Genomic DNA, 19,147 nt, shown 5'->3' with positions numbered 1-19,147 from the left:
ATGCCTTTTTAATTAAATGATGACTATTCTCTATTCATCATCTTCAACAAGCGTCATTAACGAGGTGTTACCGCCTGATGCCGTTGTATCGATACTGATTGTTTTTTCAGTAATAAGGCGCTTAATTAGCGTGTCGTAATACTCTGAGCTGATCACTGGCAGTATTGCGCCTTTACGTTGTGCAAGCTGTTGGCTGAAGTAGCCTAAGCGAGAAGAACGTGCAGCAACTACTGCACCCGCTAGGTGAGGATGCGCTAATATTGCTTGTAACTGATTTGGTTTAGCTACTTGAAAAACACCTTCAGCAACGCCGGTTGCAATAAACTTATCTCTAAAAGCAACCGCTTCATCATAAAATATTTCAGATGCTACCGTTATTACTGTGTTACCAGCAGCAAGCGCGGTAATAATCGATAGTGCCCAAAAGTTAAATGAGGTGCTTTTATCTGCGTAACAAACCACACAACCACGAGCTTCAAGGTGAAGTGTATTCGACTCACCTGTTGGCCCTGGCAATGTTGTATATTTACGCATGTGCTTTTCTAAGCGGTTTAACTGAGCACGTGCATCGGCAAGTGTTAACGCTAAATCGTCCGCGAGGTCGTCAATAATTTCAACCGTCGCTACTTTCGCTAATAACTGACGTACCGCAGAAACACGATCATTCAGTGGCGTTGCACGCCAGATTTTTTCATCGCGCATAGAGTTAACCATCAGCTTTTCTACTTGCTCATTTGCGCCACTGTAGTGGTGTAAATCAAGCTCATCTGGCGTTAGGTTAGTCATTTGTACGTTATCTGGTGATGCTTTTTCTTTTATTAGGCGTTGTAGGTAGTTTGGTCCACCGGCTTTAGGGCCAGTACCAGAGAGTCCACGGCCACCAAACGGTTGCACGCCAACAATGGCACCAATCATATTACGGTTGATGTATACGTTACCTGCGCGCGACATTTTCGCTAAATGTTCACAACGTTCTTCAATGCGAGAGTGAATACCCATTGTTAAGCCGTAACCCGTGTTGTTGATTTGGTCGACAACATTATCAAGCTCACTCGATTTAAAGCGGATAACATGCACACAAGGGCCAAATACTTCACGTTTTAATACCGATAAGTCTTTAATTTCGTATAAACGTGGTGCAAAGAAAAATGCGCCATTTTCGCTGTTATCAGGAATTTTACACTCATAGTGAAGTGTTGCATTACCCTTTAGGTATTCAACATGGTCGTTGAGTGTTTTAAGCGCTTTTTCATCTATTACTGGGCCTACGTCTGTAGAGAGTAATGATGGGTCGCCAATATGCAACTCAGCAAGTGCGCCTTTAAGCATATCGATAATGCCATCAGCTACGTCTTCTTGGATAAAGAGTACGCGTAATGCTGAACAACGTTGACCCGCACTTTGGAAACCAGAACTGATAACATCATCAACAACTTGCTCAGGAAGCGCTGTTGAGTCAACAATCATACAGTTTTGGCCGCCAGTTTCTGCAATTAAAGGCACCTGAATATCGTTACGTGCCGCTAATGTTTGCGAGATAAGCGTGCCCGTTTCAGTTGAACCTGTAAACATAACAGCTTGAATACGCTCATCAGGAACAATGGTTTTACCCACTTCGCTACCGCGAGCAATGACAGGTTGTACAACGTGCTCAGGTAAACCAACTGATAGCATTAATTCAATAGCACGAAGTGCGATTAAGCTGGTTTGCTCTGCTGGTTTTGCAATAACCGTGTTACCGGTAACAATGGCCGCTGCAACTTGACCTAAGAAAATAGCGAGCGGGAAGTTCCATGGGCTAATACATAAAATAACACCACGGGCTTCAAAGCGCTCATCTTGCGCAAGCTCTTCAGCACGGGCTGCGTAGTAACGACAAAAATCAACGGCTTCACGTACTTCATCAATACCATCTTGTGCTACTTTACCTGCTTCTTTAATACAGATAGCTACAAGCTCATCGTGATGGCGCTCTAAAATATCAGCAACGCGACGTAATAAATTGGCGCGCTCTTTTACCGGTGTTTGTGACCATGATTCAAATGCGGTTTCAGCGTTGGCTAGCAACACTTTCATTTCATCGCTATTTTGTAATTTTATATGGCCAATAATTTCTTTATGGTTTGCAGGGTTTTTAACTGCCAGCGCGCCCTGTGGTACTTGGCTTTCATCAATTAAATGTTCTTCAAACCAAGTGTCTAAATTTTCTTTAAACGGGGTGATCACGTTAATATCAGTTAAGTCCATACCTTTTGAATTGGCACGTTCTTCACCGTATAAATCAATTGGCATTTTTATCTGTGTGTTGTATTTATTACGTAAACCTTGCAGTGTTTCAACAGGATCTGGCAATAATGCTTCAACCGGTTGTGTGGTATCTACAATGGCATTTACAAATGACGAGTTAGCGCCGTTTTCTAGTAAACGACGCACAAGGTAAGCAAGTAGGTCTTCGTGTTGGCCGACCGGTGCGTATACGCGGCACTGAATTTTTTCTTCATCAACGATTTGGTCAAATAAAGATTCACCCATACCGTGAAGACGTTGGAATTCAAAACCTTGGTTATCACCTTTGGCCACTTCTAAAATAGTCGCTGCGGTGTAGGCGTTGTGTGTTGCAAATTGCGGGTAAAGTACATCACGTGCTTCAAGCATTTTAATCGCACACGCTTTATATGATACATCCGTGGTTGCTTTACGGGTAAACACCGGGAAGTAATCTAAACCATCTTGTTGTGTGGTTTTGATTTCTGTATCCCAGTATGCGCCTTTTACTAAACGCACCATCATTTTTCGACCCACACGGGTTGCTAGGTCGGTTAGCCATTCAATAACAAAAATAGCGCGTTTTTGATAAGCCTGAACCGCTAAACCAAAACCTTGCCAATCGCCTAAATCGTCATCGCTAAATACTGCCTCAATAACATCAAGAGAAATATCTAAACGGTCAGCTTCTTCAGCATCAACAGTAAAGCCGATATCGTATTTTTTAGCGGCAAGGGCTAGTTCTTTTAGTTTTGGAACGATTTCTTCCATTACACGCTCTCTATGAGTGAACTCATATCTAGGGTGAATAGCCGATAACTTTACAGAAATACCTGGGCTTTTTATTGGACCACGGCCATTTGCGGCTTTACCGATAGCATGAATCGCATTCATGTAGCTATCAAAGTAACGCTTGGCGTCTTTCATTGTGCGAGCACCTTCGCCTAGCATATCGTAAGAATATACATAGCCTTTTTGTTCTTTTTCAGCAGCACGCTCAATCGCTTCGTTAATGGTACGACCCATTACGAACTGTTTGCCCATTATCTTCATAGCAAAGTTAACAGACTTACGTATAACTGGCTCGCCTAAACGACCAATGGTTTTTTTGAGTATGCCAAACTGTTGCTCTTTAGTCTTATCGTTATAGTTAACCATTTTACCGGTTACTAATAATCCCCAAGACGAGGCATTAACGAATAAAGAGTCACTACTACCTAAGTGAGAGCTCCAATCGCCGTTTGCTAATTTATCACGTATTAATGTTTCTTGAGTTGCTTTATCAGGAACACGAAGCAGCGCTTCGGCTAAACACATTAATACCACACCCTCTTCACTCGATAGTGAAAATTCATTTAATAGCGCATCAACACCGCTTTGACCGTCTTGGTCTTTACGAATGTTTAAAACTATTTGGCGAGCTCTTTCCCATGCACGGCTTCGTGCTTTAACACCGACTTCTGCAAGTGGTAAAATGTGATCAATAACCGCATTTTCATCTATACGGTAGAAGTCACGGATCTTTTGTCTGATCGGACAAGTCGTTGTTAAATCGCCATTGAATAACATAAGCAACCCTCAGGAGTGTTAAGACTTAGGATAATTGTTAATTACCGCTAAATGTTGTTGGTGTAAAGCGTGCATTCTAATTAAAATCCAGCAGAATATGCTGGTTAATTTTGCCGTTTTACGATAATTTACAGGGCATATTATTAACTTATCCATATAAAATACTGATATGACTAATCCGAATAGATTACGCCTGCTTGATCGTATCGATATATCAATTTTAGACGTTTTGCAGCGCAATGGTAGAATTTCAAATGTTAACCTCGCAAAACAAGTGAATTTAAGTCCTAGTCCTTGTTTAGATAGAGTTAAACGTCTGGAGCAAGAAGGCTACATTGAGGGATATTTTGCAAAGTTAAGCGAGGAAAAGCTCAATCAAAGCTTAGTGGCGCATGTGCAGGTATCGTTAGTCACCTCAAATACAGCGGTATTTAAAGTGTTTCGCGAACACATTCTTAAAATTAAGCAGGTTGTTGAATGTGATATGGTAGCGGGTGGTTACGACTATTTATTAAAAATTCGTGTCTCTAATATGGACGAATACAGAGAAGTATTAGGTGATTTGGTTGATATTCCGGGAGTGGGCACACACCACACTTACATGGTAATAGAAAAAATCAAACAAGACCCTGGACTGCGTTTAGATATGTAACCTTTGAGTACATTATTGCAGGTATAAAAAATTGCAGGCATAAAAAAAGCATCATATGATGCTTTTTTTATGCCTGCTGTATTAAGTTAAGCTTATGCCCAACCTTCATAGCGTTTTCTGCGCGATAACACAATAGTTAAAATAATTCCTAAGAACAAACCTAAAAATGCAATAGCACCACCATAAGTGAGTAGCTGACGCTTTTCTTTAGCACTGGTTGCTTGCTTTAATTGTTGTTCTTGAGCAAGCGAGTCTTGTAATTGACTTATTTGTGCTAACAGCTGAGCATTTTGTTCGGTTAACTGTGCGTTTTGCTCTTGCAGCTCAGGTAATTCAACTTGCGCTTGACGAAGTCTATTTTGCATAGTGCTAATTTCGCTGTTAAGCGCTTGATACTGCTGCTTTAAACCAGCTGATTCACTAATGAATTTAGCTTCTACCCAGCCTTCACGGTCTTTATCATCTTTAACTTTTATAAAACCGTTTTGTTCATCAGATAATAAAGTCAGTTGCGTGCCTGCATCAATAGAACCGAGTAAGCGATAGTCTTTACTGGCGCCTGAACGCATAAAAGTATACAAGTTATCGATTATATAAGCTGTTTTAGCATTAGTAGGCGGCGTTGATTGAGCTTCCTCTGCTTGGCTCATAAACGGGGCGGCTGTTAAAAGCAGCCATAGTAAACAGTGTTTTAGCATTTATCTACCTTGTTAATCTAGCAGTGTCCGTTGTGAACGTGATTTTTATTTCGCATAAGTATATAGATAGTATGGATTTAATAGTTTAATAGCAAGATAGATATTGTAACCAAAGCATTTTGCTTGCGTGTTTATGACTAAAAAATTTGCAATATAGGTCTGCTTTGTTTATTTTGAGCACTTATTAATTTTAAGGGTAATCCGCAAGCCTAATGGATACTGAGATAGAACTGAAGTTTTTGGTATCAGATGACGTCATTCCACTGATCCCCTCACTAATTACTCAATTTGCAAAAAAAGTCACAAACAAACCTTCTAAAAGTTTGCAAAATGCTTATTATGATACACCAAGCAGAGAGCTGAGAGCACTCGATATTGGCTTTAGAACGCGTTGTACAGACGAGCGCTGTGAGCAAACAATTAAGCTTGCAGGAGACGTGGTGGGGGGATTACATCAACGTCCAGAATATAACCTTCCCATAGAAACAAATCGACCTAATTTAATGGCGTTTGATTCATCAATTTGGCCACACGGCATGCAAATTGATGTTATATCACAAAACCTCTACCCTATATTTAGTACTAATTTTATCCGCCGTACGTGGTTAATTGAAACGCAAAATGGTGCCAAAATTGAAGTGGTATTAGATAAAGGTGAAATTGCTTCGTCAGGTAAGGTAGAAATCATCAGCGAGCTTGAAATCGAGCTGGTTGAAGGTAGTCGTGAGGAGCTATTTGCTTTTGCAGATATATTAGTGAGCCAAAACTGCATTCGTTTAGGGCTCTATTCAAAAGCAGCAAGAGGCTACCGCCTTGCGGATGACACGCCGCTTCAACCAAGTAAATCAATCGGCTTTGTGAAACTTAATAAGCAAGCCACTCAAGAGCAAGCCCTTATTGAAGCTATGGGGTTTGGTATTCGCTTTGTGCAAAAACACGAGCAATGCTATTTCGATAAGCCAAGTTTAAAAACATTAAAACGTGTAACCGACGGTATTAGTTTAATTCGTCATAACTTTTGGTTATTTGATGATATTGTCAGTAAAGACAGCACCGAGCACCTCAGAACGGAGCTAAAGTGGTTATTGAGTGAATTAGCATGGGTTGAAAATGCCATTCAGTTAAAAACTTATACTTCTAAGCGCCATGCTTTTTATAAAAAAATAAACAGTGCGCCCGCCTTAGCTCAAGTTATTAACGATTTAAAAGAGTTACAACCGAGTATTGATGATATTTTTGCGCTTTTTCATAGTGCACGCTACAACCGTTTATTGCTGAGCTTAACAACGTGGCTGATAAATAAGCAGTGGCGTAAAGACTGGAGCCAAGCAGAGCTACAAAATGCAGAGCAGCCCGTTATTGATATTGCTCATCGTTTATTTGATAAAGATTGGAAAAATTTACACCGCTTATTGCCTAAAGAGCAAAGTTTAGCGGGCAATGATTATTTAAATTTTCGTACTCAGTTAGAAAATAGCTTACTCAGTGGTAACTGTTTAGGTGCACTGTTTAATAAAGATGAACGATTAGAATTTAGGCTTCCTTGGCTCGATATTTCTCATGGTATGTATGAGCTAAGCACGCTTGATTATTTAAAACAGCTGTGTGGCGGGCAAGAAGATGCTCAACTAGCAAAAATACAACTATGGTTGGAACAAAAGTCTGACTTTTTAGTCAGTGCCATGGAACAAAGTCGACACGCTTCATTTGATACAGAACCGTATTGGCTTTGATGGCTAAGCACTTTTGCACGCTTAACTTGTTGCAAAAGTGCATTATCCTATCGCTTTTGTGTTTTGTTACCAATGTGTATTCACAGCCCTCTTGGCAGCTTTACGAGAGTAAACAGGGGGTGAGTATTTATTTTCAGCGTTTGAGCGATGATACCTTGAAAATGAAAGCTGAAACGGTGGTGAAAATACCACAGCAGAAGATTTAATCGCCTTATTCAGTGATACCGATGCTGCTCCCCGCTGGATAGAAAATATTGCTAAAGTAAAATTACTGAAATATTTAAGCCCCTCAGAAAACCTTGTTTACAGCTTTATTGACTCCCCTTGGCCCGTTGCAAATAGAGATTTAGTCACGTATTCGTGCTATACGAAACGCAGCGCGTTGCAAACTCAACTTAGTATTCATGCCCGTCCTGATTTTTTACCTAAAACTAAAGGGGTAATAAGAATAAGCACATTAGATGCGACGTGGTTACTGACTCAGCAAGCGAATAACTTGCATATTGACTATCAGGTTTATGCGTTACCAGGCGGAAGTATACCTAATTGGCTAAATAACCGAGTCGCTCTAAAAAGCACCTTTAACACGCTAATAAATCTAGCTGAAATACTCACGACAAAGTAGTACACAGCAAAGCCAACCATCATCCGTACTGGGGGTTGCACACATGGCGAATTGCCGCGGTTATAAGCAAAAAAGTGACCTAAGTGGTCACTTTTTTAAGTGGATATAAGCTAATTAGTATTTAGCGGATTCACCGTCTTTGGGTAAAGACTGTTTTATAAACTCGCGTAAGTCGTTGTTAGAGCTTTCTAAATCTGCGTGGCGTAAGTACATCATATGACCACTACGGTAGCCTTTAAAGCTTAATCTATTTTGCATTTTGCCACTTGGATCTAGTTGCCACATTGTGTATTTAGCATCAAAGTAGTTTGTTGCGCCATCAAAATAGCCAGCTTGAACCATCACATTTAAATACGGATTTTGAGCCATAGCTAAACGCAAGTTTTCACCTGTATTGTTTCCGCTTCTATCCCATGGGTGAACGTTACCAAATAAGTTATATTTGATATCGGTTTTGTAATTAAGCTCTTCACGCAGGTAGTAGTTAATTGCAGGGGTAAAAGAGTGCAGCCACGATGTAAGCTCTGCCCAGTAATCTGGTGATTCACCGGCATCGCGTTTATCAATTCCTAAATAACGAGAATCCAGACGACCAACCATTTTTCCGCGTTCACGTAATAGCTCTTTCCAAAAAAATTGTGTCGGGATGTCTAAGTTATTTTGGCTAACAAATGTTTCAGATAGACCTGAATATTCGGCCATTTTTTTAATAATACGACGTTTTTCATCTGGGGCAATAAACCCGCCTTTTGCAAGCGCTGGAATAAGCTCATCAACAGTAAATTGTTCAACTTCTGGTAATAGCTCGTCTAAGTCTTTTGCTTGTAAATCGGCGTTTAGTGCTTTGTGATACCACGCTGTAGCTGCAAAGTAAGGTAGGCGATTAGCGGCTTTTACAGGGCCATCGCGCTTAATGCCAATATCGGTAGGTGAAACGAGTACAACACCGTTAATGTACATCCACTGACTATTTTGTAGCTCATGCGCTAAGCCTGATACACGCGTTGTACCATAGCTTTCACCAATTAAAAATTTTGGAGAGCGCCAGCGTTCATTTCGAGATACAAAAGTATTAAGCCATTCTGCTAGGTATTTTATATCGGCATTCACACCAAAAAATAACTCTTTTTGTTTATCCTTTGGTAGAAGGTTACCATCTTTATCTTCAACGACACGCGAATAACCCGTGTTTACAGGGTTTACGTAAACGATGTCGGCTACGTCTAAAACCGAATAAGGGTTATCTTTAACACCGTAAGGTTGAATAGGGTAGCCTTCGTCGTCAATTTTTAAAACGCGTGGGCCGGTGTATGCTAAATGCATCCAAACTGACGCTGAGCCTGGGCCACCATTGAATGAAATAAGTAATGGGCGCTTTGTTCTATCATCGATCTTATCGCGCGTGTAGTAAGTGTATTGAAGGGTTGCGATGGCGTCTCCCTTGTCATCCCATACCGGTTGTGTGCCAGTTGCTACTGTGTAAGAAAATCGTTCATTATTTATTTTTGCTTTGTGCTGGGTAACCACTTTACTGTCAATATCAATACGACGTTGATTATCGGCAAACGAGGCGCTACTTAGGGTGAGCGCAATAGCGGCAATGGGTAAAAATAGACTTCGACTAAATTTCATAAGTGACCCTTTTTATTTTATGTACTGCAGTTATAGCGATATTTGAGTAAAAAACAAAAGTATTGAGACTAGCTGCCGATAATAATCGTTGAGTTAGCGAGTAACCACCTCTGTTAAGAATAAACTTTGTTTAATAGTTAGACTTTTTTTAAACGCCTTCTTTGTATTTCATTGATATCGCACCAATGCAGTATTTTGCATAAAAAAAGCGCACCTAAATGGTGCGCTTTTTTGTTTTATATATTATTTATTTTTTTAAGTTTATGTTTTTATTATTAATTTAAAAATGGCACAAAGGTTGGATTGTATAGAGGAAATACAATAACAAGCTAGCGTCCTAAGGGGGCCTTTGTGAAAATGATCAGTGCAATAATAAAGCCATTCAAACTAGATGATGTGCGTGAAGCACTCGCTGATTTAGGCATCGAAGGAATGACAGTGGTTGACGTTAAGGGATTTGGACGTCAAAGAGGGCATACTGAGTTATACCGTGGTGCTGAATATCAGGTTGACTTTATACCTAAAATTAAACTTGAAATTGCTACTCGTAGTGAAAATTGCCAACGCGTTGTAGAAACCATTACCAAAGTCGCTGGAACGGGCAAAATTGGTGACGGCAAAATTTTTGTTTACGACCTAGACCAAATCGTCCGTATTCGTACTGGCGAGCTTGATGATGATGCAATTTAAGGGGGCAACATGGAAAATACAATTATAGAGCTGAAGTTTTCGCTCGATACGTTTTACTTTTTAATGTCTGGCATCTTAGTCATGTGGATGGCAGCCGGTTTTGCAATGTTAGAAGCGGGTTTAGTGCGCTCTAAAAATACCACAGAAATTCTAACTAAAAATATCGCGCTTTATTCTATCGCGTGTACTATGTTTTTGTTGATAGGCTACAACATTATGTACGTAGATAATGTTGAAGGCGGCGTTATTCCTTCGTTTGGTGGGCTAATAGGTAGCCAAGCGGCAGATGCTAATCATTCACTAGAATCTGACTTTTTCTTCCAAGTAGTGTTTGTTGCAACGGCCATGTCTATTGTATCTGGCGCCGTAGCGGAGCGTATGAAGTTATGGGCTTTCTTAGTGTTTACTGTAGTACTAACAGGATTAATTTACCCAATTGAAGGTTACTGGACATGGGGTGGCGGCTTCTTATCTGAATTAGGCTTTGTTGATTTTGCAGGCTCTGCCATTGTCCATGCAACCGGTGCAGCTGCAGCGCTTGCGGGTGTAATTCTACTGGGAGCACGTAAAGGTAAATATGGTAAAAATGGTGAAATTTACCCAATTCCAGGTTCAAACTTACCACTTGCTACATTGGGTACATTTATTTTATGGATGGGTTGGTTTGGCTTTAACGGTGGATCACAGTTATTAATTTCAGATAAAGAAAACGCAACTGCGGTAGGTCAAATATTACTTAATACCAATGCTGCTGCAGCTATGGGGGCAATTTCAGCCTTGTTCTTATGTAAACTTTTATGGGGCAAAGCCGATTTAACCATGGTACTTAATGGTGCACTTGCAGGCTTAGTGGTTATTACTGCAGACCCATTATCACCATCACCACTAATGGCGTGTTTATTTGGCTTACTAGGTGGCTCATTAGTGATACTTAGTATTGTCGCACTGGACAAAGCTAAGATTGATGATCCCGTGGGTGCTATTTCTGTTCATGGTGTGTGTGGCATCCTAGGTATCGTGCTAGTACCGGTTACTAATGCTGAGGCCAGCATTGTTAATCAGTTGATTGGCCTACTATGTATTATTAGTTTTGTGTTTATTGCTTCATTCATTGTATGGGCAATCCTCAAGCAAACTATGGGTATTCGTGTTACCGAAGAAGAAGAGTTAAACGGTATGGATCAACACGATTGTGGTATTGATGCTTATCCAGAGTTTGTATCAGTTAGAAGTAATTAATTAAAAGTATTGTGTGTTCAATCAAAGCCCTACTCTGTTAGGGCTTTTTTGATTTCAGGGGAGGTTAATTTTTCAGGTGCTAAGGTAATGTGATAAGCTCCTCGCGTTAAATTAACCTTCGGAATATATTACACTTAAATGGCTGAAAAAAAGAAAACATCGACCAGTAAACCCTCGACTAAGCGCGCTACTAAGTCAACGAAATCATCGGCGCGAAAAAGTGCGACCAAAAAAACTTTAAGCACCGCAAAACGGCCACTTTTTAAAACGTTGTTTTCTATTTTTTGGAAACTGAGTCTGGCGACTTTTATCGCCATTGCACTTTATTTTATTTACCTTGATGCAAAAATAACTCGCCAGTTTGAAGGCAATAAATGGCAACTTCCGGCACAAGTATATGCCCGCTCAATGACTTTTTTTCCAGGCCAGTTTTTATCAGAGCAAGAGGTTTTATGGGAGCTTAAGCGCTTAAACTACACGCCAGTTAATCGCTTAAGTCGGACTGGGCAGTATATTAAAACAGCCAATAGTATTAAGATTTTTCGCCGTGACTTTGAATTTTATGATGGTTTAGAGAGCGCTCATGTTATTGAATTGCGCTTCTCTGGAGAGAAGGTAGCCAGTATTAAAGATAAGTTTGGCCGTCGTTTAAACACTGCCAGATTAGAGCCTGTACAAATAGCCCGTATTGGTAATGACTCAAAACAAGATAGAGAGTTTGTACCATTAGATAAATTTCCTGACATGCTTAAAAATACCTTATTAGTAGTTGAAGACCGCGATTTTTATGATCATCACGGTGTATCGGTATTTTCAATTTTACGCGCTTTGTATACCAATATTCGCGCAGGGCGCACCGTACAAGGGGGGAGTACATTAACCCAGCAGCTGGCTAAAAATATTTACCTTACCCGTGAGCGTTCGTTAGTGCGTAAAATTAATGAAGCCTTTATTGCGCTTATTCTTGATTACCGTTACTCAAAAGATCAGATTCTCGAAGCCTATTTAAACGAAGTGTACTTAGGTCAGTCATACAACCAAGGGGTACATGGAATGGGGCTGGCCGCCGAGTTTTACTTTGCCAAACCTGTTGATGAACTAGAGTACGACCAAATTGCCTTGCTGGTGGCTATGGTTAAAGGCCCATCTTATTACAATCCTAGACGTTACAAAGAACGTGCTATGGAGCGTCGTGACCTAGTGCTGCGTTTAATGGTCGATAACAAACTTATTTCTACTAAAGAGTATAGAGCCTCGTTAAAGCGCGCAATTGATATTGCACCAATGAAAGCCAGCTTGCAAAAGTCTTACCCAGGTTACTTAGAGTTGGTTAATCGCGAGCTGAAACAGCTGCTACCTGATCAAGAAGTGTTAGATGCAGGGGTGCGCGTATTTACCTACTTCGACTTGCAAAAACAAACCGCAATGGAAGAGTCGATTCAGGCCAGTTTACCTTATTTGGAAAGGCGTCCAAATACCAAAGAATTAGAAGCGGCAATGATCTCCGTTAATGTTGAAAAAGCCGGTGTATCAGCGTTAGTCTCTGGACGCGATGTGCGTTACTCAGGGTTTAACCGGGTGCTTGATACCAAGCGCAATATTGGCTCATTAGTTAAACCGGCAGTGTATTTAAGTGCACTGCAGCTTCCTCATTATAACTTAGCGACGTTACTTGATGATTCACCTGTTCAAGTCACCAACGAAGAGGGAAAAGTATGGCAGCCAGAAAACTTTGATCATCAATACCGTGGTGCCATGCCTCTTTATAAAGCATTTAGCCACAGTATTAATATACCGGCAGTTAACTTAGGGCTTGATGTAGGCGTCGATAAAGTGGCTAACACGCTCAGGGGCTTAGGAGCTAAAGGCTATATTAATGAATACCCATCGCTGCTATTAGGGGCTATTGAAATGTCGAGCTTTGAAGTGGCACAGCTTTATACCACGATTGCAGCAGACGGTGAATACAGAGAGCTGACGTCTATTTCTGCGTTAACCGACTCTGTTGGTAAAGTACTTTATAAGCACAAAGTAATTAACGAGCAACGCTTTGATAAAGATGCCATGTACATGACCAAATATGCTATGAAGCGAGTAACTAAAGATGGCACCGCTAAGCGCTTAAACTTACATTTTCCGTCGATTCAGTTGGCAGGTAAAACAGGTACCAGTAATGAATTACGCGACAGCTGGTTTGCTGGATTTGATCAAAATACAGTAACGGTTGCATGGATAGGCCGTGACGATAATAAAAGCACCGGCTTAACTGGCAGTGTTGGCGCGCTTGAAATCTATATTCGTTATTTAAAACCGCTAAACCCGCAAGCAATTGCCGATACCCGTCCGCCTTCAATTAGGTGGGCATTTGTAAACGAGCAAACTGGGAAGCAAGCACCACCGGGCTGTGGCAAAGTGATTCAGCTACCGCTTAGAGCCAGTGAGTTTAAACCAAGACCAGAATGTATTCGTTAAATAGTAAAAACAAAAAAGCCCGAAAGGGCTTTTTTTATGGGTAAGCGATCTTATGAGCTAAACGTTATAGTTTGGCAAAAGCGCGCTCTGCCGCTTCAATCGTTGCTTGAACTTCTTGCTCTGTGTGCGCAGCACACACAAAACCAGCTTCAAACGCTGAAGGCGCTAAATAAACCCCTTCTTCAAGCATTAAGTGGAAGAACTTTTTAAAGCGCTCTAAATCACATTCAGTGGCTTGTTTGTAAGTAGTTACTTTTTCTGCATCGGTGAAGAAAAAGCCATACATACCGCCAGCGTAGTTAGTCGTTAAGGCAATACCTGCTTTTTTAGCTGCGGCTTCAAAGCCTTCACAAATCGCCTTACTAATGGCTTCTAACTTATCATGCACGCCAGGAGCGCTTAGTAGTTCAAGTGATTTTAAGCCTGCTGCCATCGCAATAGGGTTACCTGAAAGTGTACCCGCTTGATAAACAGGGCCTACAGGGGCTATGTAATCCATTATTTCTGTTTTACCACCAAATGCGCCAACAGGCATGCCACCACCAATTACTTTACCTAAACAGGTTAGGTCTGGCTTGATGTTGTAATACGCTTGAGCGCCACCAAGGGCGACACGAAAACCTGTCATTACTTCGTCAAAAATAAGCACAGATTGGTACTGATCACATACTTCACGCAGACCTTCTAAAAAGCCGGGTACTGGTGGGATACAGTTCATGTTACCGGCAACTGGCTCAACAATAATACACGCGATTTCATCGGCGTACTTGGCAAAAATCGCTTTCACTTCTTCAATATTGTTAAACGAAACGGTGAGTGTGTGCTTAGCTAAATCTTCAGGAATGCCTGGAGAGTTAGGTACACCCATAGTTAATGCGCCAGAGCCGGCTTTTACTAGCAGTGAATCTGCATGGCCGTGGTAACACCCTTCAAATTTTAAGATTTTGTCACGACCAGTAAAGCCACGGGCTAAGCGAATTGCGCTCATTGTTGCTTCTGTACCTGAGCTTACCATACGTACTTTTTCGATAGATGGGACTAGCTCTTTTACTTTTTCAGCCATTAAAATTTCAGCTTCAGTAGGTGCACCGTAGCTTAAACCATTTTCTACCGCGTCATGCACTGCTTGTTTAATTTCAGGGTGATTGTGGCCCATAATCATTGGACCCCAAGAGCCTACATAATCGATGTAACGGTTGCCATCAGCATCAAATGTAAACGCGCCCTGTGCTTTAGTAATAAACAGCGGAGTACCACCTACACCATTAAATGCACGCACTGGTGAATTTACGCCACCAGGAATAGAGTCTTGAGCTCGTTTAAATAAGTCTTGGCTAATTGTCATGAAAAATCCTATTGTTTTATCACTTTAAAATTAAAAGCTTAGCTATCGCGTTTGCGGCTAAACCAAGGAACGTCTACTTCATACTGCTCGACTTTGTTTTCTACGCCGAGGGTTAAAGCAAACAGTGCCATACGAATAAGTACGCCATTTTGTACTTGGCGGAATATCGCTAGATTGTCGTTAGCATTTAAGTCGTTATCAAGTTCGTTTGCCTCTAAACGGCTATCGCGAGGAAGCGGGTGCATTAATACTGAATTAGGTTTGCAATGGCTATTGTAAATAGACTGGCTAATTCTAAATCCACCACGGTACTTGTTGGCTTCTTCTTGCGACGGAAAGCGCTCTTCTTGGATTCGTGTTTGATAAACGATATCGGCTGCTAAGTTACCTTCCATTTTATCTACCAGTTCAATTTTATGACCGGCATTTTCAACCGCAGATAAAATTGAGTCAGGCATTTGTAAGCCATTAGGGGCAACCATCGAAAACTTAATGTCTTTGTAATGGCATAATAACTTTGATAGCGAGTGAACAGTACGGCCATATTTTAAATCGCCGACTAGCGCAATATGCATACCATCGATATTTTGATCGAAGCGGTTAAGTTCACGCTCAATAGTTAATAAATCAAGCAGTGCTTGAGTGGGGTGCTCATTAGGGCCATCGCCACCGTTTATTACTGGTACGCTGCAGCCTGTTGCAAATTCAGCTACCGAGCCTGAGTCTGGGTGGCGCATTGCAACCGCATCAGCATAGGCTGAAATAACGCGTGCGGTATCATAAAGTGATTCGCCCTTAGCAAGCGCAGAGCTTTGCATGCCGGTGGTTTCACGAACTAGTCCACCGAGTAAGTTAAACGCAGTGCCAAAACTAACACGAGTACGTGTACTGGGTTCAAAAAATAGATTTGCTAAAATAGCGCCTTCAAGCACGTTGGTCCGCTTTTGTTTTTTAGCATATGGCTCCATTTTTTTTGCCACAGCAAATATGCGTTCAATACAGTCTCGGTCGAGTTGATTAACAGAGAGTATATTTTCACCTTGGAAACTGAACATGGGGTTATTCCTAGTTATTCAAAAAGGCGCGATAATCCACAAAGGAGCACGCAATCGCGCGTATTATACAAACTTAGTATGCGACTTGGCAGCGTAATTTATAAGCCTTTGCTAAAAGCTTGGCTTAATAATCGCCAAAGCGACAATAACGAGTAGCGCTAAAACGGGTAGCTCGTTGAAAATGCGATAAAACCGATCGCTTTTAGTATTTCTATCGTGTTTAAAATCAGCTAACAATTTGAAACAGTAGCCATGATAAATATATAAAATTATCACCAGCACGAGTTTGTAATGCAGCCACATGCTGTAACGAAACCATTCGCGGCCGTATTCAACAATAGTTAATACGCCAAATACTGCGGTAAGCACCGCAAAGGGTGTAACAAAATAAAGTAGCCGACGTTCCATTACTTTTAGCATTGAGTTACACGATTTTTCTTCACTCATAGCGTGATAAACAAAAAGTCGAGGTAGGTAAAAAATACCGGCAAACCAAGCAATCATAAAAAATACGTGCAAGGTTTTGTAGATTAATAATGCGCTCATATTGTTCTCATTATTGTTAAAGTAAACTGTTACGTATGGTTAAAATATGGTGGATTTGATCCCACCTTAGTAATCCCATAATTTGTTGATTATCTAGCAAGTTATATACATAAAGTGCACCACTGCGTTTATCATTCAAAATTTCAAATGCATCTGCAAGGGTGGCTTGGCTGCTAATACCTTGTAAGCTAATGTATTTTATATTGACCGCCTGATCAGACATTAAACTTAAGTCATATTCAGCTAGGCGATAACCATTTTCTTCATCAAATACAATTAATGGTGTTTGGCTGTCCATGGCATCTAGACTGTTTTTTATTTGCTCTTTATCGTCGGAGTAGAGCAGTTTAAAGTCTTCATCCATGTCATCCATCACTCCTACTTTTTGTAAGGCTTCAGTGGCGGGAGAGACATGATAGGGAAGCCCTTGAAAGTCTAATTGCTGTAAAAATATGGAGCGGTTACCAAATACCTGTAAAGCTGTAACGTAGGCGGTAGTAATGACGATCATCGCTGGCACAATAATTTCCGGTGACGAGGTCAGCTCCATTACGGTGGTCAGTGCCGCTAAGGGGGAGTGTAGTGTGGCCGCTAATAAGCCTGCCATGCCCAGCACCCCGTAAGTGCCGGCTATATCGGTGCCGGGGCTAATAAATTGAGCAAAAAATGCCATTAAAGTACCGGTTAAAACCCCCAGCCCAATAACCGGACCTATCAACCCACCAGGAATACCTAAGCCAATAGCAAATAAGGTGGCTAATAACTTAGCAATTAAAATAGTGGTGAGTAGTTGCATGTTTTCTGGTGACTCAACCGCAATAGTTATCGCACTCATACCCGAGCCCATTGCTTGTGGAACTGCGTAAGCAATTAAACTGGCAATACACCCTGCAATTATTAAACGTGGAAACATACTAAGTGGTTTAAAGGTTTTAATAATCAGCATTAAGTTTTGATTAAAAGCATAAGCCACCGCGCCCAATCCCATGCCGCACAAAACTAAATAGGGGTAATGCCAACCACTTAAAGGCGCAATGCTTATTAGCGCAAGTTCTGAGCCTTCACCAAATACAAACTGTGTTGCTAATGCGCCGGTAACGGCTGCGAGCATAATCGGCACAAAAATATGCACTTTGTATTCTCTGAGCACGACTTCCATTACAAAAATAACCGCAGCCAGGGGGGTATTGAACGACGCAGCAATGCCCGCGGCAACGCCACAACCACTGAGGGTACGCATAGCGTTGTGGGGTAAGTGTAGTTTATTTGCTAATATGCTTGCCCCCGCTGCTCCCATGTGAACTGAGGGGCCTTCGCGGCCAACAGAAAAACCGCTGATCAGTGCAAGCGCGCCGCCTACAAACTGGTTAACCGTATTATAAAGTGGCATTTGCCCGTAATGACGTTTTATTCTGTGTATTACAAAGGGGATACCCAAGCGGTAATGTTTAAAGCCGGTAAAAGCCGCAAATGTGGCTATCAGAAGTGCAGCAATCAAAGGCATTAATACCCGTTCTAGGGTAGGGAGAGTAGTAAAGTCGTCAGGGGTTTCTAAAAATAAACTTTGAAAAAATAAAATGGTTAGGCGAAACAGTATAATGAAAAATGCAGCAATTAGTCCGGCACTTACGCCCAATAAGCATAATTGTACGGATGTTTTTGGTTTTGCTAATCGACGTCTCAGTCGCTCAAGCCACATGCTTTATTTCCCCGTAGCATTTTTAGGCGTCAAGTTTATCAAAATAGTCTAGGGAAGTCCTTGAGATTTTTAACAACCGATTAATTTAAATTAAATTTATAGTATATTGATTCACTGAACAGATTAAACGCGCATTGTTTTAATCAAAGCTTATAAACGCGAGCTTACTATACTTGATTAAAACACTCAGGTATTAGATAATCTCGTGCATTAGTATAAAGGTATTGAGGGTTATAAAATGTCTGAAGAATTACCCATTAAGTTTAGCGACGCAGCCGCTGTGCGTGTTAAACAGTTAATCGACGAAGAAGAAAACCCAGATCTAAAACTGCGTGTTTATGTCACAGGCGGTGGTTGTTCAGGTTTTCAATACGGTTTTACTTTTGATGAAAAAGCGAATCCTGGCGATTTAGAAATTGTTAAAAACGGGGTTACCTTAGTCATTGACCCAATGAGTATCCAGTATTTAGTTGACGGTGAAGTAGACTACACCGAAGGGTTAGAAGGGGCACGCTTTTTTGTCTCTAACCCTAATGCCACAACAACGTGTGGCTGTGGCGCTAGTTTTAGCGTGTAAAGATACCGTTATTTGAAAAAAAACCGCTTAATTAGCGGTTTTTTTATGTGTTTAAAATCATAACTCAGTTGGTCTGTATTCTGTTATTTGCATTATTAACACAAAAAAACCAAGTACGAATGCAGAGAAAGCTAAAATATAGATAAAGCCTTTTTTACCCTGTTTGATTGGAATTGCATAATGGCGTAAAAAAAAGTACCAGCCCAAGCATAAAATAATAGGCAGTAAAAAAAGTAGTCTAAACATGATTTAGCCTTTTTAAGCAAATAATAAGTTAATAATAAACGGCTTATATCACGGCTAGCGCATTTTAATCCCAGATTCTAACAGGGTTGAGCGATAATCATCGT

Annotated in this window: 15 protein-coding genes; 7 read left to right on the top strand and 8 right to left on the bottom strand. The window is 40.9% G+C overall.

Features of this window, described 5'->3' with window-relative positions:
- Positions 1-30: 30 nt before the first annotated feature.
- Positions 31-3,834 (bottom strand): bifunctional proline dehydrogenase/L-glutamate gamma-semialdehyde dehydrogenase PutA, encoded by a 3,804-nt coding sequence (gene putA, locus QMA00_RS12950; protein WP_076922894.1) that lies wholly within the window; start codon positions 3,832-3,834, stop codon positions 31-33.
- Positions 3,835-4,003: 169 nt separating this feature from the next.
- On the opposite strand from putA, the gene QMA00_RS12945 reads away from it, so the two are divergent.
- Positions 4,004-4,486: a winged helix-turn-helix transcriptional regulator gene (locus tag QMA00_RS12945; protein WP_016899359.1), complete on the top strand. Its 483-nt coding sequence runs from the start codon at positions 4,004-4,006 to the stop codon at positions 4,484-4,486.
- 92 nt (positions 4,487-4,578) lie between these two features.
- Here QMA00_RS12945 and QMA00_RS12940 read toward each other — a convergent pair whose 3' ends face one another.
- Entirely contained in the window at positions 4,579-5,184 is a 606-nt protein-coding gene (locus tag QMA00_RS12940; RefSeq protein WP_076922895.1) for a TIGR04211 family SH3 domain-containing protein, read from the bottom strand.
- 212 nt (positions 5,185-5,396) lie between these two features.
- On the opposite strand from QMA00_RS12940, the gene QMA00_RS12935 reads away from it, so the two are divergent.
- Entirely contained in the window at positions 5,397-6,917 is a 1,521-nt protein-coding gene (locus QMA00_RS12935) for a CYTH and CHAD domain-containing protein (RefSeq protein ID WP_076922896.1), read from the top strand.
- A gap of 205 nt (positions 6,918-7,122) precedes the next feature.
- On the top strand, positions 7,123-7,542 hold the full coding sequence (locus QMA00_RS12930) for an START domain-containing protein (protein WP_354373256.1): 420 nt from the start codon (positions 7,123-7,125) through the stop codon (positions 7,540-7,542).
- A 114-nt stretch (positions 7,543-7,656) separates the two neighbouring features.
- Here the strand turns inward: QMA00_RS12930 and QMA00_RS12925 are convergent, their stop codons facing one another.
- Positions 7,657-9,174 (bottom strand): carboxypeptidase, encoded by a 1,518-nt coding sequence (locus QMA00_RS12925; RefSeq protein ID WP_076922897.1) that lies wholly within the window; start codon positions 9,172-9,174, stop codon positions 7,657-7,659.
- A 351-nt stretch (positions 9,175-9,525) separates the two neighbouring features.
- Here QMA00_RS12925 and QMA00_RS12920 point away from each other — a divergent pair, with 351 nt between their 5' ends.
- The 3 genes from QMA00_RS12920 to mrcB all read left to right on the top strand — a co-directional run bounded on the left by QMA00_RS12920 (position 9,526) and on the right by mrcB (position 13,575).
- A complete protein-coding gene (locus QMA00_RS12920) occupies positions 9,526-9,864 on the top strand; it encodes a P-II family nitrogen regulator (protein ID WP_010391070.1) in 339 nt (112 codons plus the stop codon).
- 9 nt (positions 9,865-9,873) lie between these two features.
- On the top strand, positions 9,874-11,103 hold the full coding sequence (locus tag QMA00_RS12915) for an ammonium transporter (protein ID WP_013464333.1): 1,230 nt from the start codon (positions 9,874-9,876) through the stop codon (positions 11,101-11,103).
- 138 nt (positions 11,104-11,241) lie between these two features.
- The gene (mrcB, locus tag QMA00_RS12910; protein ID WP_076922898.1) at positions 11,242-13,575 is read left to right on the top strand and encodes a penicillin-binding protein 1B; all 2,334 of its coding nucleotides are present in this window, start codon (positions 11,242-11,244) and stop codon (positions 13,573-13,575) included.
- A 64-nt stretch (positions 13,576-13,639) separates the two neighbouring features.
- Here mrcB and hemL read toward each other — a convergent pair whose 3' ends face one another.
- The 4 genes from hemL to QMA00_RS12890 form a co-directional block, all read right to left on the bottom strand.
- Positions 13,640-14,920 carry a glutamate-1-semialdehyde 2,1-aminomutase gene (hemL, locus tag QMA00_RS12905; RefSeq protein WP_024601882.1) on the bottom strand — a complete coding sequence of 427 codons (1,281 nt, stop codon included), beginning with the start codon at positions 14,918-14,920 and terminating at the stop codon, positions 13,640-13,642.
- Between the two features lie 38 nt (positions 14,921-14,958).
- On the bottom strand, positions 14,959-15,975 hold the full coding sequence (locus QMA00_RS12900) for an aspartate carbamoyltransferase (RefSeq protein WP_036979688.1): 1,017 nt from the start codon (positions 15,973-15,975) through the stop codon (positions 14,959-14,961).
- Positions 15,976-16,086: 111 nt separating this feature from the next.
- On the bottom strand, positions 16,087-16,521 hold the full coding sequence (locus QMA00_RS12895) for a CopD family protein (RefSeq protein ID WP_010391077.1): 435 nt from the start codon (positions 16,519-16,521) through the stop codon (positions 16,087-16,089).
- Positions 16,522-16,537: 16 nt separating this feature from the next.
- The gene (locus QMA00_RS12890; protein ID WP_036979682.1) at positions 16,538-18,220 is read right to left on the bottom strand and encodes a chloride channel protein; all 1,683 of its coding nucleotides are present in this window, start codon (positions 18,218-18,220) and stop codon (positions 16,538-16,540) included.
- A 238-nt stretch (positions 18,221-18,458) separates the two neighbouring features.
- Between QMA00_RS12890 and erpA the strand changes: the two genes are divergently transcribed.
- The gene (gene erpA, locus QMA00_RS12885; RefSeq protein WP_002958911.1) at positions 18,459-18,797 is read left to right on the top strand and encodes an iron-sulfur cluster insertion protein ErpA; all 339 of its coding nucleotides are present in this window, start codon (positions 18,459-18,461) and stop codon (positions 18,795-18,797) included.
- Between the two features lie 57 nt (positions 18,798-18,854).
- On the opposite strand, the gene QMA00_RS12880 is transcribed toward erpA, so the two are convergent.
- The gene (locus QMA00_RS12880; protein ID WP_013464338.1) at positions 18,855-19,043 is read right to left on the bottom strand and encodes a hypothetical protein; all 189 of its coding nucleotides are present in this window, start codon (positions 19,041-19,043) and stop codon (positions 18,855-18,857) included.
- Positions 19,044-19,147 lie beyond the last annotated feature (104 nt).

The organism is Pseudoalteromonas sp. APC 3694, from assembly GCF_030407565.1.
GTDB classification, from domain to species: Bacteria; Pseudomonadota; Gammaproteobacteria; order Enterobacterales; family Alteromonadaceae; genus Pseudoalteromonas; species Pseudoalteromonas tetraodonis.
This window is presented reverse-complemented; position numbering and strand designations above follow the sequence as displayed.

Excerpts from the sequence above, each read along its gene's own strand:
- erpA (WP_002958911.1), top strand. The coding sequence starts at position 18,459 with ATGTCTGAAGAATTACCCATTAAGTTTAGCGACGCAGCCGCTGTGCGT.
- QMA00_RS12895 (WP_010391077.1), bottom strand. The coding sequence starts at position 16,521 with ATGAGCGCATTATTAATCTACAAAACCTTGCACGTATTTTTTATGATT.
- QMA00_RS12945 (WP_016899359.1), top strand. The coding sequence starts at position 4,004 with ATGACTAATCCGAATAGATTACGCCTGCTTGATCGTATCGATATATCA.
- QMA00_RS12900 (WP_036979688.1), bottom strand. The coding sequence starts at position 15,975 with ATGTTCAGTTTCCAAGGTGAAAATATACTCTCTGTTAATCAACTCGAC.
- mrcB (WP_076922898.1), top strand. The coding sequence starts at position 11,242 with ATGGCTGAAAAAAAGAAAACATCGACCAGTAAACCCTCGACTAAGCGC.
- putA (WP_076922894.1), bottom strand. The coding sequence starts at position 3,834 with ATGTTATTCAATGGCGATTTAACAACGACTTGTCCGATCAGACAAAAG.
- QMA00_RS12925 (WP_076922897.1), bottom strand. The coding sequence starts at position 9,174 with ATGAAATTTAGTCGAAGTCTATTTTTACCCATTGCCGCTATTGCGCTC.
- QMA00_RS12940 (WP_076922895.1), bottom strand. The coding sequence starts at position 5,184 with ATGCTAAAACACTGTTTACTATGGCTGCTTTTAACAGCCGCCCCGTTT.
- QMA00_RS12880 (WP_013464338.1), bottom strand. The coding sequence starts at position 19,043 with ATGTTTAGACTACTTTTTTTACTGCCTATTATTTTATGCTTGGGCTGG.
- hemL (WP_024601882.1), bottom strand. The coding sequence starts at position 14,920 with ATGACAATTAGCCAAGACTTATTTAAACGAGCTCAAGACTCTATTCCT.
- QMA00_RS12890 (WP_036979682.1), bottom strand. The coding sequence starts at position 18,220 with ATGTGGCTTGAGCGACTGAGACGTCGATTAGCAAAACCAAAAACATCC.
- QMA00_RS12915 (WP_013464333.1), top strand. The coding sequence starts at position 9,874 with ATGGAAAATACAATTATAGAGCTGAAGTTTTCGCTCGATACGTTTTAC.
- QMA00_RS12935 (WP_076922896.1), top strand. The coding sequence starts at position 5,397 with ATGGATACTGAGATAGAACTGAAGTTTTTGGTATCAGATGACGTCATT.